This is a genomic window from Streptomyces liliiviolaceus, from assembly GCF_018070025.1.
GTDB lineage: Bacteria > Actinomycetota > Actinomycetes > Streptomycetales > Streptomycetaceae > Streptomyces > Streptomyces liliiviolaceus.
Genome location: NZ_JAGPYQ010000001.1, coordinates 7,485,259 through 7,503,607, shown reverse-complemented (window position 1 = coordinate 7,503,607; position 18,349 = coordinate 7,485,259). Strand labels below are relative to the sequence as shown.

Genomic DNA, 18,349 nt, shown 5'->3' with positions numbered 1-18,349 from the left:
TACGTTTACCCGTGTCTTGGCCGTCGATGAAAGGGACTGGAAATGGTCACCTGCCCGGAATGCGAGAACGCGGTGGTTCCCGCCGGAACACCGGTGATTGGCGAGATAGTGGAATGCGGTGAATGCGCCAGCGAACTGGAGATCCTCACGCTGGATCCGATACGGGCCGCTCTCGCGCCGGAGATCGAAGAGGACTGGGGCGAGTGAACGGCGCCGAGCCGTTCGCGGTCCTCGCGTCCCGTGTGCGGGCCAGCGAGAAGAGAATCCTCGAAGCGCTCTCCCGCAGAGGGATCGCCCATCGGCACATCGACAGCCGTGAGTGGTGGCACCGGCTCGGTGACCGCTTCCCTCACCCGATCGTGCTGAACAGGGAGATCGGGCTCGCCAGGGCGACGTACGCGGCCGACGCGCTGGAGGCGGCGGGCGCGACGGTGGTCAACTCCGCGCGGGCGACCGCGCTGTGCGGCGACAAGTGGCGCACGTCCGCGGCGCTCGTCGAAGCCGGACTCCCGACACCGCGAACGGCCCTCGGGCTGACCCCGGAAGCCGCGCTGACGGCACTGGACGGCCTCGGCTATCCGGCCGTGGTGAAGCCGCTGCAGGGCTCGTGGGGCCGGCTGGTCTCCGCGCTGCCGGACCGGCGGACCGCGGAGACCGTGCTGGAGTACGTCGCCGCCCTGCCCTCACCACAGGCGCGGATCGTCTACCTGCAGGAATGGATAGCCAAACCGGGCCGGGACATCCGGGTGATCGTGGTGGGCGGCGAGGCGCTGGCCGCGACCTACCGGCGCAGCGAGGACTGGCGGACCAATGTGGCGCGGGGCGCCGTGAGCGAACTGTGCCCCCTGACACCGGACCTCGCGAAACTCGCGGTCATGGCCGCGCAGGCGGTGGAGGCCGAGATCGCCGGTGTCGACCTGATCGAGGACGAGACGGGAGAGGTCCTGGTCCTGGAGGTCAACCACGGTGTCGAGTTCTCCGGTCTCCAACAGGCCCTGGGCGACGCGGTCTCCGTCGCCGACCGGATCGTCGACCATCTCCTGGAGAAGTCACGCTCATGCTCCGAGTAGCGATCGTCGGGGCGTCCGGCTACATCGGCGGCGAGCTGCTGCGGCTGCTGCACGGTCATCCACGGGTCACCGTCGTGGCCGCTACCTCCGACCGCCTGGCCGGACGCCGCGTCGACGGCCCCCATCCGAATCTGCGCGGCCACACGGAGCTGTGCTTCGTCGGCCACGACACCTTGCGGGACATCGAATTCGATGTGCTTCTCCTGGCCGCTCCGCATCGGGAAACCATGGGAAGGATGGCCGAATTCCTGAAACTGGCCGGGACGGTCATCGATCTGTCCGGCGATTTCCGCCTGCGGGACCCCGACGTCTACGCGTCCTATTACGGGGTCACGCACAGCGCGCCGGAGCTGATTCCCGAGTTCACCACCGGGCTGCCCGAATGGCATCGCGCCGAACTCGCCACGAGCGACCGGATCTCCGTTCCCGGCTGCATGGCCACGGCCGGCATCCTCGCGGTCCGGCCGCTGGCCCGGGCGGGGCTGATCGAGGGCACGGTCAAGGTGGACGCCAGAACCGGTTCCAGCGGATCCGGCGTCTCCGCCGGAGCCGCCGGCGCCCATGCCGAACGCAGCGGCGCCCTCCGGGTGTTCGCTCCCACCCGGCACCGGCACGAGGCCGAGATCGCCCAGGCCACCGGCCACACCGTGCGGATGACCGCCACCGGCGTCGAAGCGGTCCGCGGCGTGCAGGTGCTGGCCCACGTGAACCTCGCGTCCGGCGTGTCGGAGAGAGACGTCCGCTCCGCGTTCCGCGCGGCGTACGGGAACGAGCCGTTCGTCCGGGTCGTCGCCCAGCGGCAGGGCCTGTACCGGCTCCCGGAGCCGAAGATCCTGACCGGATCCAACTTCTGCGACGTCGGCTTCGCGGTGTCCGCGGACGACGGCACCGCGGTCCTGATCGGCGCCCTCGACAACCTCGTCAAGGGCGGCGCGGGCGGCGCGGTGCAATGCCTGAACGTCCGCTTCGGCTGGCCGGAGCGGACAGGGCTGGAATTCACCGGACTGCATCCGAACTGACGTGAGGCTGATGAAGCGAATGCACGACATCCTTGTGGTCAAATGCGGCGGCAACGCCGCCGTGCGGTCGGAGGCGATCTGCGCGGACGTCGCCGCCGTGCACCGCGGCGGCAGGCCGGTGGTCCTCGCCCACGGCGGCTCGGCGGACATCGACCGGCTCGCCGAACGCCTCGACGTACCCTCGCGCCGGCTCGTCGCCCCGGACGGGGTGTCGACCCGGTACACCGACGAATCGACGCTCGAAGTGGTGCAGTTGGCGCTGGCCGGCTCCGTCAAACCCCGGCTGCTGGCCGCCCTGCGCGCGTCCGGAGCGGACGCGGTCGGGCTGACCGGCCTGGACGCCGGACTTCTCGTCGCCGCCCGCAAACCGGCGCACCGCGCACTCCTCGACGGACGCCGGATCATGGTCAGGGACGACCACTGCGGACGGATCGTCGCGGTCAACGGCGACCTGCTGTCCACCCTGCTCACCGCGGGGCTGCTGCCCGTGGTGTCGCCGCCTGCCGTGGCCGAGGACGGCCGGGTGGTCAACGTGGACGCGGACCGCGTCGCCGCGGCCCTCGCGGGCGCCGTCCGGGCGAGCACCCTCGTGCTGCTCACCGGGGCGAGGGGGGTGCTGGCCGACCGGTACGACGAGGAATCGGTGCTCCCCGTCTGCCGGGTCCCCCGCCGGGGGGCGCCCCCGGTGGTCACCGGCGGAATGGCGGTCAAGCTGATCGCGGCCCGGGACGCACTGCTGTCCGGTGTGCGGCGCGTCCTGATCGCGGACGGCCGCGGGCCGCGTCCGGTCCAGGAGGCCCTGGCGGGCGCGTGCACCGAAGTGCTCCTGGAGGAGGCGTGACGACGTTCTCCGACCCGGCAGCGGTCGAACTGCTGCACGGCATGCTGAAGATCCCCTCACCGTCCTTCGAGGAGTCGGAGCTGGCCGCCCACGTGGTGGACGCCATGCGCGGCGCCGGTCTCACCGCGCGCATCGACGCGGCGGGCAACGCGGTCGGGGAGATCCGGCGCGGCCCGGGGCCGACGGTGATGCTGCTCGGGCACCTGGACACCGTGCCGGGGGACATCCCGGTGCGGGTGGACGGCGACCGCCTGTACGGCAGGGGCGCGGTCGACGCCAAGGGACCGCTCGCCACGATGATCTGCGCCGCCGCCGGCAGTACCGGCTTCCGCGGCCGGATCGTGGTCGTGGGCGCGGTGGAGGAGGAGACCACGATGTCCCGCGGCGCGATGGAGATCCGCCGTACGCACGAGCCGCCGGACGCGCTGATCATCGGCGAGCCCAGCGGCTGCGACACGGTCGTCCTCGGCTACAAGGGAAAGCTCGACCTGCGCTACCACGTACGGTGCGAGGCGACCCACCCCAGCAACGTCGTGCCCAAGGCGTCCGAACTGGCGGCCCGGGCTTGGACGGAGCTGCTGGACCTCCTCGGTCCGGAGGCGAGCCACGCCCGGTTCGACGCTCCCGGCCCGACCCTGACGTCGATCGACGGCGGACTGACGTCCGCCACCGCGGAGTTCAGCATCCGGATTCCGCCGGGCTTCGACACCGAGAGCCTGGTGAGCGCGCTGTCCGGGCGGCTGGACCCGGACACGCTCCAGGTCGTCAACACCGTGCGCGCCTGCCGGGTCGGCCGCAACGACCCCGTGGTGCGGGCGCTGTCGGTCGCGATCCGCGCACAGGGCGGCACCCCGCGGGCGAAGGTGAAGACCGGCACCTCCGACATGAACACCCTGGCAGAGCGGTGGACCGTACCGATGGCCACCTACGGGCCGGGGGACAGCGGCCTGGACCACTCCGACCGCGAACACATCAACCTGTCCGAGTACCTGTTCGGCATCGGGGTGCTGACCCGTGCGCTGGCCGGACTGGGCGAACACCTCACCGGAGAGAACCGATGAGCGACGACCACGCGCGCACGGTACGGGAACTCGTCGTGCGGATGTGCGCCAACCCGGAGGGCGGACACCTCGGCGGCTCGATGTCCATGGTCGAGATCCTGGTGACCCTCTACCGTGACGTGCTGAGGATCGACCCGAAGCGGCCCCAGGACCCGGACCGCGACATCCTGCTGCTGAGCAAGGGCCACGGCGCGATCGGACTGTACGCCGTCCTGGCGGAGCGGGGCTTCTTCCCCGAGGAACTGCTGGCGAGCTACGGCACTGCGGACAGCATGTTCACCGCGCACCCCAATCCGGCCGTCCCCGGGGTCGAGATGCCGACCGGGTCGCTCGGCCACGGACTGCCGCTCGGTGTCGGCTTCGCGCTCGCCGCACGGCTGGACGGGAGCGACCGGCGCTGCTTCGTCGTGCTCGGCGACGGCGAACTGCAGGAGGGCTCGGTCTGGGAGGCCGCGATGGCGGCCGGCGCCCAGGGCCTGGACCGGCTGGTGGCGATCGTGGACCGCAACGGCCTCCAGATCAGCGGCGACACCGAGGAGACCATGGGCCTGGAGCCGCTCGGGGACCGCTGGCGCAGCTTCGGCTGGACGGTGCTCGACGTCGACGGACACGAGCCGGACCAGGTGCGTACGGCCCTGTCGCGCGTCCCGCACACCCCGGGCAGACCGACCGTGCTGCTGGCCCGCACGGTCAAGGGCAAGGGACTGCCCTACATCGAGGGCCAGGCCCGCAGCCACTACGTCCGGCTCACCGAGCGCGGGCACCGGCGTGCCCGTGCGGCGGTGCTGCGCGGCGAACGACCCTGAACGGAGACGACATGTCCGTCGTGACAGCCGAACCCACCGCGTCCGCCGAACCCACCGCGTCCGCCGAACTCACGGCGTCCACCGATCCCACCGAGGCCCGCGCGGGCCGGGAGGTGTACCGGGACGTCCTGGTCGAGTTGATGGGCCGGGACGAACGCCACGTCTGCCTGGACAGCGACACCGGTCTGTTCTCCGCCACCGCATGGGGCGAGAGCGCGCCGCGTTACCTCAACCTCGGTATCGCGGAACAGAACCTGATGGGTGTGGCGGCGGGACTCGCCAGGTCCGGCCGCATCCCCTTCGTCAACACCATGGCGACCTTCGCCGCCACCCGCGCGCTGGAGGCGGTGAAGCTCGACATCGCCTGGAACGACCTGCCGGTACGGATCGCCGCCACCCACGGCGGGCTGTCCGCCGGACATCTCGGGTCCACCCACCACGCGTTGGAAGACCTCGGCGTCATGCGGATGCTGCCGAACATGACGGTGCTGGTCCCCGCGGACGGTCCCGCCACCGACACCCTGGTCCGGGCCGCCGCGGAGCTGCCGGGACCGGTGTACCTGCGCCTCGGACGCGGCGCCACGCCGAGCCTGCCGCCGGAGGCGGAGCCGGTACGGATCGGGGTCGCGCAGCGCCTGCGCCGAGGCACCGACGTGACGCTGATCGCCACCGGACCGCACCCCGTGCTCACCGCGGTGGAGACCGCCGACGAACTGGCCCGCGCCGGGATCGACGCGGCCGTGCTCAACATGCACACCGTCAAACCGCTCGACCGGGAGGCGATCGTCGAGGCCGCCACCCGTACCCGCGGAATCGTCACCGTCGAGGAGCACTGGGCGGCCGGGGGTCTCGGCTCCGCCGTGGCCGAGGTCGTGGCCGACCTCGGCGTCGCCTGCCCCGTACGGCGAGTGGCGGTCGCCGACAGGTTCGCCGCCGGCACCGGAGGGCACCGGCATCTGCTGGCGCGCAACGGGATCTCCGCCGCGACGGTGACCGGGCACGTACGACGGCTGCTGGCCTGAACTCCCCCTCAGCGCACTGCACCCCATGATCCGGGACCCGGATCATGGGGTGCAGTGCGCTGAGGGGGAGGGGCTCACCGGGCGGGGAACGCCCCGGCCCACTCGGTGTCGGCGATCTCCGAGGCACGCTCCCAGTGCGGCGTGTAGTCCGTCGTCGCGGCGATGGCGGCCAGCGCCTCGCGGTGCTGCCAGACCTTCTCGAACGCGTCGGCGTACCGGTCGAGCAACGGGCCCGACTCCGGGTGCAGATGAGCCTTCTGGATCGTGAAGGAGTCGTCCAGGACCCGCAGGGTGGCCGGGAAGTCCTCGGCACGGTAGGGACGGTCCACGACGCCGGGCAACGCCCACGGGTAGGCGCCGAACCCGCGCCGGCCGGTGAACACCCGCTGCGCGGGCAGCGGTTGCAGCTGGTAGGGCACGGCGGGCACCCCTTCGGCACGCAGGGCCCGCTGGACGACGGCCCGCAGCGGGCCCGCGTACGCGTCGGCCAGTCCGAAGGCGGCGGGACTCACCCGGATGCGCAGGATGTGCCAGGCATGGGTGCGGTCCCGCGGTACCTCGGGCACCAGGAAGCCGGGGTACGCGGCCAGCCGCCCCAGCAGCCGGCGGACGTTCTCCTCGCGGACGGCCGTCTCGGCGGGGAGCCGCGCGAGTCGGCTGCGGGTGAAGGCCGCCTGCACCGCGTTCGGTTTGCAGTTCCAGCCCAGCAGATGCGCCACGTAACTGCGTTCGCCGCCCGCCGGAATGAGTTCGCCGAACTGCCGCAGCATCGTCGCCCGCGTCGCCACGTCCGCGTCGTCGGTCGTGATCAGGCCGCCCTCACCGCAGGTGGCGAGGTTCTTGCTGACGTTGAGGCTGAAGGCGTTCACCGCGCCGAACGAGCCCACGGACCGGCCCCGGTACCGGGCGCCGTGCGCCTGAGCCGCGTCCTCGACCACGGTGATCCCGTGCCGGTCGGCGATCGCGGTGATCTCGTCCAGCTCGGCGGGCAGACCGTGCAGATGGACCACGACGATCGCCTTGGTCCGGCCGGTGATCGCGGCCTCGACCGCCGCGGGGTCCAGATTGAACGTGACGGGGTCGATGTCCACGAACACCGGTACGGCCATGAGGTGCAGCGGGGCGGCGGCGCTGCCGATGAAGCTCAGGGCGGGCACGATGACCTCGTCGCCGGGCTCCACCCCCGCGGCGCCCAGCGCGACCGACAGCGCGGCGGTTCCGTTGCTCACCGCCACGCAGTGCTCCGTGCCGACGTGCCGCGCCCACTCCCGCTCCAGGCCCGTGATCTCCTGCTCGCCCGACGAGGCGGAGGTGAACCGGCCGGACCGCAGGACCCGGTGGACCGCCTGCTCGTCCTGGTCGGTCACCATCGGCCAGGGCCTGATCCCGAGTTTCCTGGGTACGGCCCGGCCACCGCCGAACATCGCCAGGTCGACCGTCGGCTGGACCGTCTGCTGGATTGTCACCGCTGAGCCTCTTCTCGATGTGATTCCGTCCGTACGTCGCGCATGTCATCGTCCGCGCGCGCCGTCGCGTCCGGCGGCAATCGCACCGGCAATTCGGCCGCGTTCCTCCGCCGGGGCTCCGTCGAATTGCCGCTCCGACTGCCGCAGACGGCGAACGCCGCTCGCTAACTTCGTTCCTGATTCCAGACCGGACTCGGAATGAGGGAATACGTGAGCAGCCCTTTCGATGAACCGAATTCGAGTGTGGCCGGGGAAACTCCGGTCACCCGGCACCAGCGTGTCCTGTGCCGCCTGGTCGCCGATGTGCTCGGGGTGAGCGACGTCGGTATCGACGACGGGTTCGTGGCGCTCGGCGGAGACAGCATCATCGCCATGCAACTCGTCAGCCGGGCACGGAAGGCCGGTCTGCGGATCACCGTCGGCGACGTGCTGACACGGCGGGACATGGCGGCGCTGGCGCAGACGGCCACCACGCTGGACCGGGAGCCGGCGCCCGTCGCGGACAGCGGGGTGGGGCCGGTCGTCACCACGCCCATCATGCACTGGCTCCGGGAACGCGGCGGTGTGCTCGACACCTACAACCAGTTCGCGGTCCTGCGCACCCCGGCGGGGCTGACGCAGCCCCGGCTGATCGCGATGACACAGGCCCTGCTCGACCACCACGACGTCCTGCGCCTGCGGCTGTCCGTGCCCGACGACGGGGCGGACTGGGCGCTGGAGACCCTGCCCGCGGGCGCGGTCGACGCAGGCTCCGCCGTCCGGCGGACCGACGTGGCGGGGCGCTCCGAACAGGACGTGGCCGCGCTGGTCCGGCAGGAGTCGGACGCGGCGCGCGACCGGCTCCGTCCCCGGGAGGGCAACGTCCTCCAGGCCGTGTGGTTCGACGCCGGACCGGACCGCCGGGGCCTGCTCGCCCTGGTCGTCCATCACCTGGCCGTCGACTCGATCTCCTGGCGTGTCCTGGCCGCCGATCTCGCGACGGCCTGGCGGGCGGTCGAGAAGGGCGCCGCGATCGCCCTCGACCCGGTGCCGGCCTCGTTCCGCCGCTGGTCCCAGGTCCTGGCCGAGCAGGCGCACACGCGGACCGCCGTCGCCGAACTCCCCGGCTGGCTGGAGCGGTTGCGTCCCGGCGCCGCCCGGTTCGGCGACCGGCCGAGGGTCCCGGGGCAGGACCTCGAAAGCCGCGACCGGAGCTTCACCGAGTCGCTGCCCGCCGAGTTCACCGAGGCGCTGCTGACCACGGTGCCGTCGCTGTTCAACGCCGGCGTCAACGACGTACTCCTCGCCGGACTCGCGCTGGCGCTGGGCGACTGGCACCGCGCACGCGGCACGGCGGGCGACGGCACCGCACTGCTGCACCTGGAGGGCCACGGCAGGGAGGACGCACTCGCGGAGGTGGATCTCTCCCGGACCGTCGGCTGGTTCACCAGCCTGTTCCCGATCAGGCTCGACCTGGGCGAACCGGACATGGCGGAGGTGCACGCCGCCGGTCCCGCGGTGGGCGACGCGGTGAAGCGCATCAAGGAACAGGTGCGCGGCGTTCCCGACAAGGGGGTCCGCTACAGCCTCCTGCGCTATCTGAACCCGCAGACGGGCGCACTGCTCAAGGAGGCGGCCCAGCCGGAGTTCGTCTTCAACTACCTGGGCCGTTTCGAGGTCGCGGACGACGCCGACTGGTCGGTCGTACCGGAGTACGGGACCGGTCTGGACGACACGGGATCAGGGATGCCCATGGCCCACAGCATCGAGGTCAACGCGGCCACGGTGGACCGGGCGGACGGTCCGGAGCTGCGGGCCACCTGGGCCTGGGCCGACAGCGTCGTGTCCGAGGCGGACACCCGCGAACTGGCGGACGCGTGGTTCCGGATGCTGCGGACCCTGGTCGCGCACGCCCGCGAACCCGGTGCGGGCGGACTCACCCCGTCCGACCTGACCCTGAGCTCGCTCAGCCAGCACGAACTCGAAGAGATCGAATCCGATCTGCGGGCTTTCTGAGGAAGTTGACACTCAAGATGAACCAGTCGGTAGTCGAAGACGTCCTTCCCCTGTCACCCCTGCAGGAAGGCCTTCTCTTTCACGCGCTGTTCGACCGGGAAAAGCACAGTCCCTACCTCGCGCAATTCGCGGTGGATCTCGAAGGGCCGGTGGATTCCGCGCTCCTGAAGGCCGCCGCGGACACCGTGATACGGCGCCACGCCACCCTGCGCTCCGGATTCCGGTACCGGAAGTCGGGCGAACCGATCCGGGTGGTCCGCCGCGAAGTCCCCCTGGACTGGCAGGAGATCGAGATCGGTCAGGAGGACGCGGCGGAACGGATCGCCGAACTGACCGAGCAGGACTGGGACCGCGGCATCGACGTCGGCGGATCGTCGCTGATCCGGTTCACCCTCGTCCGGCACACCGCCGACCACCACCGGCTGCTCGTGACCGCCCACCATCTCCTGCTGGACGGCTGGTCCTTCGCCCTGCTGTTCCAGGAACTCTTCGCGGTGTACTCGCAGGCGGGCGGCACCGAGGGCCTGCCGCCCGTACGTCCCTACCGGGACCACCTGGCATGGCTGGCCCGACAGGACCGGGCCGGCGCGGAGCGGCACTGGGCGGCCGCCCTGGAGGGCGTCGCCGAGCCCACGCTCGTCGCGTCCGCCGACTCCCGCAGCGGTCCGCCGCCCGAGGAGGTCGAGGTGCTGCTGCCGTCGGGGACGACGGCGCTGCTGACCGCGCACGCCCGGCGGAGCCACGTCCTGCTCAACACGGTGTGCCAGGGCGTCTGGGCCGTCCTGGTCGGTTCGCTCACCGGCCGCGACGACGTGGTGTTCGGCTCCACGGTCAGCGGCCGTCCGGCGGAGCTGACCGGCGCGGACTCGATGATCGGGATGCTCATCAACACGGTCCCGGTACGGGTACGGCTGGACCGGGCGGCCTCGTTGAGCGCGCTGTTCGAGCAGATCCAGGCGGGCCGCGCCGCCTCGCTCGACCACGACCACCTCGGCCTGACGGAGATCCAGCGCCTGGCCGGCTTCCCCACCGCGCTCTTCGACACCAACGTCGTCTTCGACAACTTCCCGATGCACGACTACAAGGTCGACTCGCCCGACGGCGAACTCCAGGTGGCCGTCACGTTCCGGGACAGCGCGCACTTTCCGCTGACCCTCGCCGTCGAACCGGGCGAGCGGCTCGCGCTGCGCCTGCACTACCGCCCGGACCTGTTCACCGCCGCACAGGCGGCCGAGCTCGCCGACCGGCTGGTGCTGCTCCTCGAACAGGTGGCGGAGGACCCGGACCGACCGCTGTCCGCGCTGACCCTGCTGTCGCCCGAGCAGCACGACCGGGTCGTACGGCGGTGGAACGACACCGCGGTCGAGCTGCCCGCGGTGACGCTCGCCGAGCTGTGGTCGGAGCAGGTCCGGCGCACCCCGGACGCGCCGGCCCTGGTCGCGGCCGACGAGCGGCTGAGCTACGCCGAACTGGCCGCACGGGTGGACCGGCTGGCGGCGCAACTCGCCCACCGGGGCGCCGGTCCCGACCGGATCGTGGCCGTGGCACTGCCCCGCTCGGTGGACCTGGTGGTCGCGATCCTCGCGGTCGTCAAAGCGGGCGCGGCCTACCTCCCGGTGGACCTGGACCATCCCGCCGGGCGGATCGCCGCGATGGTCGCGGACGCCGGGCCACTCCTCGTGCTGACCGACTCGGAGAACGCCGGCGCCGTCCCCGGCGCCACGCCGAAGCTGCTGCTCGACGAGCCCATCGAGCCGGTCTCCGCCCCCCTCGTGCGACCGCTCCCGGCGCACGCCGCCTATGTCATCTTCACCTCCGGATCCACCGGACGCCCCAAGGGGGTCGTGGTCCCGCACGCCGCCGTCGTCAACCGGCTGCTGTGGATGCAGGACCGGTACCGGCTCACCGGCGCCGACCGGGTCCTGCAGAAGACCCCGGCCGGGTTCGACGTATCGGTGTGGGAGTTCTTCTGGCCACTGATCTCCGGGGCCGCCCTGGTGATCGCGAAGCCCGGCGGCCACCGCGACCCCGCCTACCTCGCCGCACTGATCCGGCGCGAATCGGTGACCGTCACCCACTTCGTGCCCTCGATGCTGCAGGCGTTCCTCCGGGAGCCCGCCGCGGCCCACTGCACGGGCCTGCGCCGGATCATCTGCAGCGGCGAGGCCCTGCCCGCGGAGACACAGCGCGAACTGTTCGCCACGCTCGGCTCCACCGAACTGCACAACCTCTACGGACCGACCGAGGCCGCCGTCGACGCGACCTACTGGCAGTGCCGCCCCGACGACGAGGGAAGTGCGGTGCCGATCGGCCGGCCGCTGGCCAATGTGTCGGCGTACGTGCTGGACGGCGGGCTGCGGCCGGTGCCGCCGGGGGTGGTGGGCGAGCTGTACCTGGGCGGGATCCAGCTCGCCAGGGGATACGCCGGGCGGCCCGCGCTGACCGCCGAGAGATTCGTGGCCTGCCCGTTCGCGGCCGGGGAGCGCATGTACCGGACCGGCGACCTGGCCCGCTGGACCGCCGACGGCGAGCTGGAGTACGTCGGCCGCGCGGACGCCCAGGTGAAGATCCGGGGCTTCCGTGTGGAGCTCGGCGAGATCGAGGCGGTACTGGCCGGCCACCCCGAGGTCGTCCAGGCCGCGGTCGTCCTCAGGGAGGACCGGCCGGGCGACCAGCGCCTGGTGGCGTACGTGGTGCCCCGGTCACCGGGCCTCACCGACCGCGGACTCCGCCGGTTCGCGGCGGACAGCGTGCCCGACTACATGGTCCCCGCCGCGGTGGTCCTGGTCGAGGCCATGCCGACGACGGTGAACGGGAAGCTCGACCGGGCCGCGCTGCCGGAGCCCGACCGCACCGCGCACGCCGTGCGGGAGCCGCGCAGCCCGCGCGAGGAGATCCTGTGCGAACTCTTCGCGGAAGTGCTCGGGGTGCCCCGCGTGGGGATCGACGACCACTTCTTCGACCTGGGCGGGCACTCCCTGCTGGCCCTGCGGCTGCTCTCCCGGATCCGGTCGGTCCTGGGGGAGGGGTTCGAGATCCGGGACCTGTTCGCCGAACCCACGGTGGCCGGACTGGCCCGGCTGACCGGCGCCGCGCGCCCCGCGCTGACCGCCCGGACGGGGACGGAACCGGTGCCGCTGTCGCCCGCCCAGCGGCGGCTGTGGTTCCTGAACCGGATGGAGGGCGACGACGGAACGTACAACGTGCCCGTCGCGGTCCGTCTCACCGGGGCGCTGGACCGGGACGCGCTGGCCCAGGCGCTCGCCGACGTGGTGCGGCGGCACGAGAGCCTGCGCACGGTCTTCCCCGAGGAGGGCGGTGAACCGCACCCGGTCGTGCTGGACTCCGTCCCCGCGATCGAGGTCGTCGAGGTGGCGCAGCCGGACGTCGCCGACGCCATGGCGGAGCGGGTCCGCCACCGGTTCGACCTCACCGCGGACGCGCCCGTCCGGGCCACCCTGTTCCCGCTCGGCCGGGAGGAGCACGTCCTGCTGCTGGTCATCCAGCACATCGCGGCCGACGGCTGGTCCCTGAACCCGCTGCTGAGGGACCTCGGCCTGGCGTACACCGCCCGCCGCGAGGGGAGCGCGCCGGACTGGGCGCCGCAGCCCGTGCGCTACGCCGACTACACGCTGTGGCAGCGAGAACTGCTCGGCGCCGACGACGACCCCAACAGCCTGATGTCCCGTCAGTCCGCCTACTGGCAAAACCGGTTGGCCGACCTGCCGGCGGAGCTGACGCTGCCGGTGGACCGGCCGCGTTCCGCGGTGGCGGCGCACTCCGGTGGCACGGTGGCCATCGACTGGGAGCCGGAGCTGCACCGCGGGCTGCTCGAACTCGCCAGGTCCGCCGGCTGCACGCTGTTCATGGTGCTGCAGGCGGGATGCGCGGCCCTGCTGACCCGGATGGGCGCGGGCACCGACATCCCCTTCGGCACCCCGGTGGCGGGCCGGACGGACAGCGCGCTCGACGATCTGGTCGGGTTCTTCGTCAACACCCTGGTGCTGCGCACCGACACCGCGGGCGATCCGGGGTTCACCGAACTGCTGCGCCGGGTCCGGGACACCGACCTGGAGGCGTTCGCCCACCAGGACGTCCCCTTCGAGCGGCTCGTCGAGGTCCTGAGGCCCGAGCGGTCACTGTCCCGCAACCCCCTGTTCCAGGTCATGATCCAGGTGCAGCACGGCGAGACCACCACCGCGGACTTCGCCGGACTGGAGACCGGCCACGCCCCGGTGAGCTGGGACATCGCGAAGTTCGACCTCAGTCTCGAACTGGTCGACGGGCGCGACGACCGGGGCGCACCGGCCGGACTCACCGGCTACCTGGAGTACGCCGAGGAACTGTTCGACCGGACCACCGCCGAACAGCTCGTGGCACGGCTGCGACGGCTGCTGGAGCAGGTGCTCGCCGCCCCGGAACGGCCGATCGGCGCCGTCGACGTGCTCTCGGACGAGGAACGGCGACGCCTCCTCGCCGAGCGACCCGTGCCCGTACCCGCGCCGCGGACCGTGTTCCTGCCCGACGCGTTCCGGGAGCAGGCCGCCCGTACGCCCGACGCGACGGCGCTGGTCTTCGAGGACACCGCGCTGACCTACGCCGAACTCGACGCACGTGCCACCCGGCTCGCCCGCCACCTCGTGAGCCGGGGCGCGGGCCCGGACCGGGTGGTGGCGGTGGCCCTGCCCAGGACCACGGACCTGGTGATCGCCCTGCTGGCGGTACTGAGGTCGGGCGCCGCCTTCCTCTTCGTCGACCTGGCGTACCCGGCCCGGCGGATCGCCCACCTGCTGGCGGACTCCGCCGCCGCCCTGGTCGTCACCGACAGCGCGTCCGCCGCGTCGCTGCCCGTACCCGACCCGGTGCTCGTCGACCGCCCCGCACCCGACGGCGAATCGCCGGAGGAACTCACGGTCGCGCTCGCCGCGGACCATCCGGCCTACGTCGTCTACACCTCGGGGTCGACCGGTGTGCCCAAGGGCGTGATGGTGACGCACGGCGGACTGGCCAACCTGCTCGCCTTCTACCGCGAGGAGGTCGTCGCCACCGCCGAGCGGACCCGCGACTCGGGGCGCTGCCGCATGGCGCTGACCGCGTCCCTCTCCTTCGACACCTCGGTCGTCGCCCTGCTGTGGCAGGCCGTCGGCCACGAACTCCACCTGATCGGCGACGACACCCGCCGCGACCCCGCCGCCATGGCCCGCTACCTGGACCGGTGCGGCATCGACGCCCTGGACGTGATGCCCAGTTACGCCGAGGAGCTGATCCGGCAGGGGATGCTCGACCCGGACCGGACGCCGCCGGCGGTGCTGATGACCGGCGCGGAGACGGTGGGCGAGAAGCTGTGGACACGGCTCCGGGAGACCGGGGGGATCACCGCCTACAACATCTACGGACAGACCGAGACCACGGTCGACTCCCTCTTCTGGACGACGGACGACGGCGACCGCCCCCTGATCGGCCGGCCGATCCCCGGCGTGGACGTGTTCGTGCTCGACCCGGCCCTGCGTCCCGTCCCGCCGAAGGTGATCGGCGAACTGTACGTCGCGGGGGCCCAGTTGGCGCGCGGCTATGTGAACCGCCCCGGTCTCACCGCCGAGCGGTTCGTCGCGAACCCGTTCCGCTCCGGCCGGCGCATGTACCGCACGGGCGACCTGGTCCGGTGGACCGACGACGGTGCGCTGGAGTTCCTCGGCCGGGCCGACGACCAGGTCAAGATCCGCGGTTTCCGCGTGGAACTCGGCGAGGTCGAGGCGGCACTGGCCCGCCACGAGGAGGTCGCGCACGCGGTGGCGGTCCTGCGCGAGGACCGGCCCGGGGACGCACGGCTCGTCGGCTACGTGCTCGCGCGGGACACGGAACCCGACGTGCGACGGGTGCGCGAGTTCGTACGGCAGAACCTGCCGGACCACATGGTGCCCGCCGCGATCGTCGTCATCGACGAACTGCCGCTGACCCCGAACGGAAAGGTCGACGTCGCCGCGCTGCCGGAACCGGTCTACCCCACCGGCACCCGGCGCGCACCGCGCACCCTCCGCGAGGAGCTGCTGTGCGGACTGTTCGCGGACGTGCTCGGCCGTGACGAGGTGGGCATCGACGACGGCTTCTTCGAGCTCGGCGGCCACTCCCTGCTGGCCGTGCGCCTCAGCAGCAGGGCGCGCTCCGTGCTGGGCGTGGAACTGCCGGCCCGGCTGCTGTTCGCCACCCCGACCGTGGCCGGGCTGGCGGACAGCCTCGACGAAGTGCTCCCCGGCAGGCCCGCGCTCCGGGCGGGAAAGCGCCCGGACGTGCTGCCGCTGTCCTACGCCCAGCAGCGGCTGTGGTTCCTCGACCAGTGGGAGGAGACGGGCACCAGCTACAACCTCCCCGTCGCCCTGCGCCTGTCGGGTCCGCTGGACCGGGACGCCCTCCAACAGGCGTGGTCCGACGTCATCGACCGGCACGAGAGTCTGCGGACGGTCTTCGTCGAACGGGGCGACCGGCCGGCGCAGTCGGTGCTCGCGCCGGGCACGTTCCGGCCGGTACTGGTGCACCGCGAGGTGCCCGGGGCCGAACTCGGTGCGGCGATCCGCACGGCGGCGGACCAGCGCTTCGACCCGGCCGCACAACCTCCCCTGGCCGCCCACCTGTTCACGACGGGCCACGAGGAGCAGGTCCTGCTGCTGGTGTTCCACCACATCATCTGCGACGGCTGGTCGCTCGACCCGCTCCTGCGCGACCTCTCCACCGCCTACGCCGCCCGCACCCGGGGCGAGACTCCGCGCTGGGACGAACTGCCGGTGCAGTACGCCGACCACGCGCTGTGGCAAAGGGAGTTGCTGGGCAGTGAGGACGACCCCGACAGTGTGCTGTCCCGTCAGCTGACCCACTGGCGCGAGCGGCTGGCCGGTCTCCCGGTGGAACTGGCCCTGCCGACGGACCGGCCGCGACCCGAGATCAGCGACTACGCGGGCGGAACGGCGGACATCGAGTGGGGTCCCGACCTCCACCGAAGCCTGCTCGCGCTCGCCCGGGAGCACCACTGCACGCTGTTCATGGTGCTCCAGGCCGCGTGCGCCGCCCTGCTCGGCAGGCTGGGCGCGGGGGAGGACATCCCGATCGGCACCCCGGTGGCCGGCCGCACGGACGACGCCGTCGACGACGTCGTCGGGTTCTTCGTCAACACGGTGGTCCTGCGCACCGACCTCTCGGCGGACCCGAGCTTCGCGGAACTGCTCGCCCGGGTCCGGGCCACCGACCTGGCGGCCTACGAGCACCAGGACGTCCCGTTCGAGCGGCTGGTGGAAGAGCTGAACCCACCGCGCTCGCCCGGCCGCCACCCGCTCTTCCAGATCATGGTCCAGCTCCAGCACGCGGGCGCCGGTCCGCGGTTCCCCGGGCTGCGGGCGTCCGACTGGCCGGTCCCGTCGACCACCGCGAAGTTCGACCTGGTCGTCGACGTGGAGGAGCGGCTCGACCAGGACGGAGCACCGGCCGGACTGACCGGGGCCCTGATGTACTCGACCGCGCTGTTCGACGCCTCGACGGGCGAACGGCTCGCGGACGGCCTGCGCCGGCTGCTCACCCAGGCGGCCGAGGACCCGCGACGGCCGCTCGCCGAGTTCGACGTACCACCTGTCCGGGACGGGCGATCCGATGACCGGCGGTCCGGTGACGTCTCCGCAGACATCTCCGTCGGCATCTCCGTCGGCATCTCCGCCGACGACTCCGGTGACGGCACCGCGCGCCCGGCTCCGCCGCGGGCCGCGGCACCGGCCGGCACCGGGCCGCGTACGGCGACCGAAGAAGTGCTCAGCGGGCTGTTCGCCCAGGTGCTCGGCCTGGACTCGGTCGAGGTCGACGGCAACTTCTTCGCCCTGGGCGGGCATTCGCTGCTGGCCACCCAGCTGATCTCCCGGGTGCGCTCGACCCTGGGGCTGGAACTGCCGGTCCGCGAACTCTTCCGGGCCCCGACCGTGGCCGGGGTCGCCGTGTACCTCGCGACGGCCCGGCCCGCCCGGCCGGCGCTGCGGCCCGCCGCATCCCGCTGACAGCGGGCGTTCACCGACACACCTGGGAGACGGACCTCATGCTCACCATGTTCGGACTGGAACAGCTGGAAGAAGCGGTGTACCGGGAGATGCGCGGTTCGCCGCCCCCGGTCGCCGAGGAGATCGCCGACCGGCTGGCCGTCGCGCCGGACCTGGTCCGCGCCTGCCTGGACCGGCTGCTCGAACTCGGCCTGCTGCGGCCCTCGTTCGAGGTGCCCGGCCGCTACGCGGTGGTGGACCCGGTCCTGAGCCTGCAGCAGTCGCTGGCCGGCCAGCACGAGGAGCTGATGCGCCGGCAGCGGCGGATCGCCGAGACCCACGCCGAGGTCGTCCGCCTGCTGATGTCCGACGCCTCCGGCCGGTCGGGCAGGGCCGAACAGGTCGAACGGCTGCTGGGGATGGACGAGGTGCAGTGCCGGGTGGACCGGCTGACGGGCGAGGCCACCCGCGAGGTGCTGACGCTCCGGCCCGGTGGCGCGCTGTCGGCGCCTGAACTCATGGCGGCCCGCCGCAACGACGCGGCGCTGCTGAGCCGCTCGGTGTCGATCCGGACCGTCGGCACGGACACCGGCTCCTACGACGCCGCGACGATGGCGCACGTGCACTGGCTGACCGGCAACGGGGGCCGGTTCCGCCGCTCCGGGGCGCCGCTGCCGAGGATGGTCCTGTTCGACGGTTCCGTCGCACTGGTCCCCCTCGACCCGCGGAACACGACGGCGGGCGCGCTCCAGGTCACCGACCCCGGCCTCGTCGCACCCCTGCTCGCCCTGTTCGAACAGATCTGGTCGTCGGCCACCCCGCCGGACGCCGGACGGCCCGCGGCGGACGACGCCCTGAACGGCAAGGAACTGGCGCTGCTCAGGCTGGTCGCCGAAGGGTGCACCGATGCCGCCGCGGCCGGCCGGCTGCACGTCTCGCACCGCACCGCCCGACGCATGATGGCGGCCCTGATGGAGCGCCTGGGCGCCCGCAGCCGCTTCGAGGCCGGGGTCAAGGCCGCCCGACTCGGCTGGCTCTGACCCCCCGAGCGACCCCCGCG

The 18,349-nt window shown here is 72.5% G+C and carries 11 protein-coding genes; 10 read left to right on the top strand and 1 reads right to left on the bottom strand.

Annotation, left to right across the window (positions count from 1 at the left end; translation table 11 throughout):
• Positions 1 to 42 precede the first annotated feature (42 nt).
• From J8N05_RS32010 to J8N05_RS31980, 7 genes are read left to right on the top strand one after another with little or no spacing between them, the layout of a single operon-like run.
• Entirely contained in the window at positions 43 to 207 is a 165-nt protein-coding gene (locus J8N05_RS32010; RefSeq protein ID WP_210888966.1) for a lysine biosynthesis protein LysW, read from the top strand.
• Entirely contained in the window at positions 204 to 1,070 is an 867-nt protein-coding gene (locus J8N05_RS32005; protein WP_210888965.1) for a RimK family alpha-L-glutamate ligase, read from the top strand. Before J8N05_RS32010 ends, J8N05_RS32005 begins: the two co-directional genes overlap by 4 nt.
• Positions 1,058 to 2,089: an N-acetyl-gamma-glutamyl-phosphate reductase gene (gene argC, locus J8N05_RS32000; protein WP_210888964.1), complete on the top strand. Its 1,032-nt coding sequence runs from the start codon at positions 1,058 to 1,060 to the stop codon at positions 2,087 to 2,089. Before J8N05_RS32005 ends, argC begins: the two co-directional genes overlap by 13 nt.
• A 10-nt stretch (positions 2,090 to 2,099) precedes the next feature.
• Positions 2,100 to 2,930: a [LysW]-aminoadipate kinase gene (locus J8N05_RS31995; RefSeq protein WP_247706592.1), complete on the top strand. Its 831-nt coding sequence runs from the start codon at positions 2,100 to 2,102 to the stop codon at positions 2,928 to 2,930.
• A complete protein-coding gene (locus tag J8N05_RS31990; protein WP_210888963.1) occupies positions 2,927 to 3,991 on the top strand; it encodes a M20/M25/M40 family metallo-hydrolase in 1,065 nt (354 codons plus the stop codon). The genes J8N05_RS31995 and J8N05_RS31990 overlap by 4 nt, the downstream gene beginning before the upstream one ends.
• Positions 3,988 to 4,797: a transketolase gene (locus J8N05_RS31985; RefSeq protein ID WP_210888962.1), complete on the top strand. Its 810-nt coding sequence runs from the start codon at positions 3,988 to 3,990 to the stop codon at positions 4,795 to 4,797. Before J8N05_RS31990 ends, J8N05_RS31985 begins: the two co-directional genes overlap by 4 nt.
• A gap of 11 nt (positions 4,798 to 4,808) precedes the next feature.
• The gene (locus J8N05_RS31980) at positions 4,809 to 5,819 is read left to right on the top strand and encodes a transketolase family protein (RefSeq protein WP_282108180.1); all 1,011 of its coding nucleotides are present in this window, start codon (positions 4,809 to 4,811) and stop codon (positions 5,817 to 5,819) included.
• Positions 5,820 to 5,893: 74 nt separating this feature from the next.
• Here J8N05_RS31980 and J8N05_RS31975 read toward each other — a convergent pair whose 3' ends face one another.
• The gene (locus J8N05_RS31975) at positions 5,894 to 7,285 is read right to left on the bottom strand and encodes a DegT/DnrJ/EryC1/StrS family aminotransferase (RefSeq protein ID WP_210888961.1); all 1,392 of its coding nucleotides are present in this window, start codon (positions 7,283 to 7,285) and stop codon (positions 5,894 to 5,896) included.
• Between the two features lie 243 nt (positions 7,286 to 7,528).
• Between J8N05_RS31975 and J8N05_RS31970 the strand changes: the two genes are divergently transcribed.
• From J8N05_RS31970 to J8N05_RS31960, 3 genes are read left to right on the top strand one after another with little or no spacing between them, the layout of a single operon-like run.
• Positions 7,529 to 9,280, top strand: coding sequence for a condensation domain-containing protein (locus J8N05_RS31970; RefSeq protein ID WP_247706591.1), 1,752 nt, complete (start codon positions 7,529 to 7,531; stop codon positions 9,278 to 9,280).
• Positions 9,281 to 9,297: 17 nt separating this feature from the next.
• The gene (locus tag J8N05_RS31965) at positions 9,298 to 17,310 is read left to right on the top strand and encodes an amino acid adenylation domain-containing protein (RefSeq protein ID WP_210888958.1); all 8,013 of its coding nucleotides are present in this window, start codon (positions 9,298 to 9,300) and stop codon (positions 17,308 to 17,310) included.
• Positions 17,311 to 17,348: 38 nt separating this feature from the next.
• Complete coding sequence (locus tag J8N05_RS31960; RefSeq protein WP_210888957.1) at positions 17,349 to 18,329, top strand: helix-turn-helix transcriptional regulator; 981 nt, start codon at positions 17,349 to 17,351, stop codon at positions 18,327 to 18,329.
• The last annotated feature ends 20 nt before the right edge of the window (positions 18,330 to 18,349 follow it).

What these genes read in the sequence shown, in the direction of transcription:
- J8N05_RS32010 (WP_210888966.1), top strand. Translation starts at nt 43, where the DNA reads ATGGTCACCTGCCCGGAATGCGAGAACGCGGTGGTTCCCGCCGGAACA.
- argC (WP_210888964.1), top strand. Translation starts at nt 1,058, where the DNA reads ATGCTCCGAGTAGCGATCGTCGGGGCGTCCGGCTACATCGGCGGCGAG.
- J8N05_RS31995 (WP_247706592.1), top strand. Translation starts at nt 2,100, where the DNA reads ATGAAGCGAATGCACGACATCCTTGTGGTCAAATGCGGCGGCAACGCC.
- J8N05_RS31985 (WP_210888962.1), top strand. Translation starts at nt 3,988, where the DNA reads ATGAGCGACGACCACGCGCGCACGGTACGGGAACTCGTCGTGCGGATG.
- J8N05_RS31980 (WP_282108180.1), top strand. Translation starts at nt 4,809, where the DNA reads ATGTCCGTCGTGACAGCCGAACCCACCGCGTCCGCCGAACCCACCGCG.
- J8N05_RS31965 (WP_210888958.1), top strand. Translation starts at nt 9,298, where the DNA reads ATGAACCAGTCGGTAGTCGAAGACGTCCTTCCCCTGTCACCCCTGCAG.
- J8N05_RS31960 (WP_210888957.1), top strand. Translation starts at nt 17,349, where the DNA reads ATGCTCACCATGTTCGGACTGGAACAGCTGGAAGAAGCGGTGTACCGG.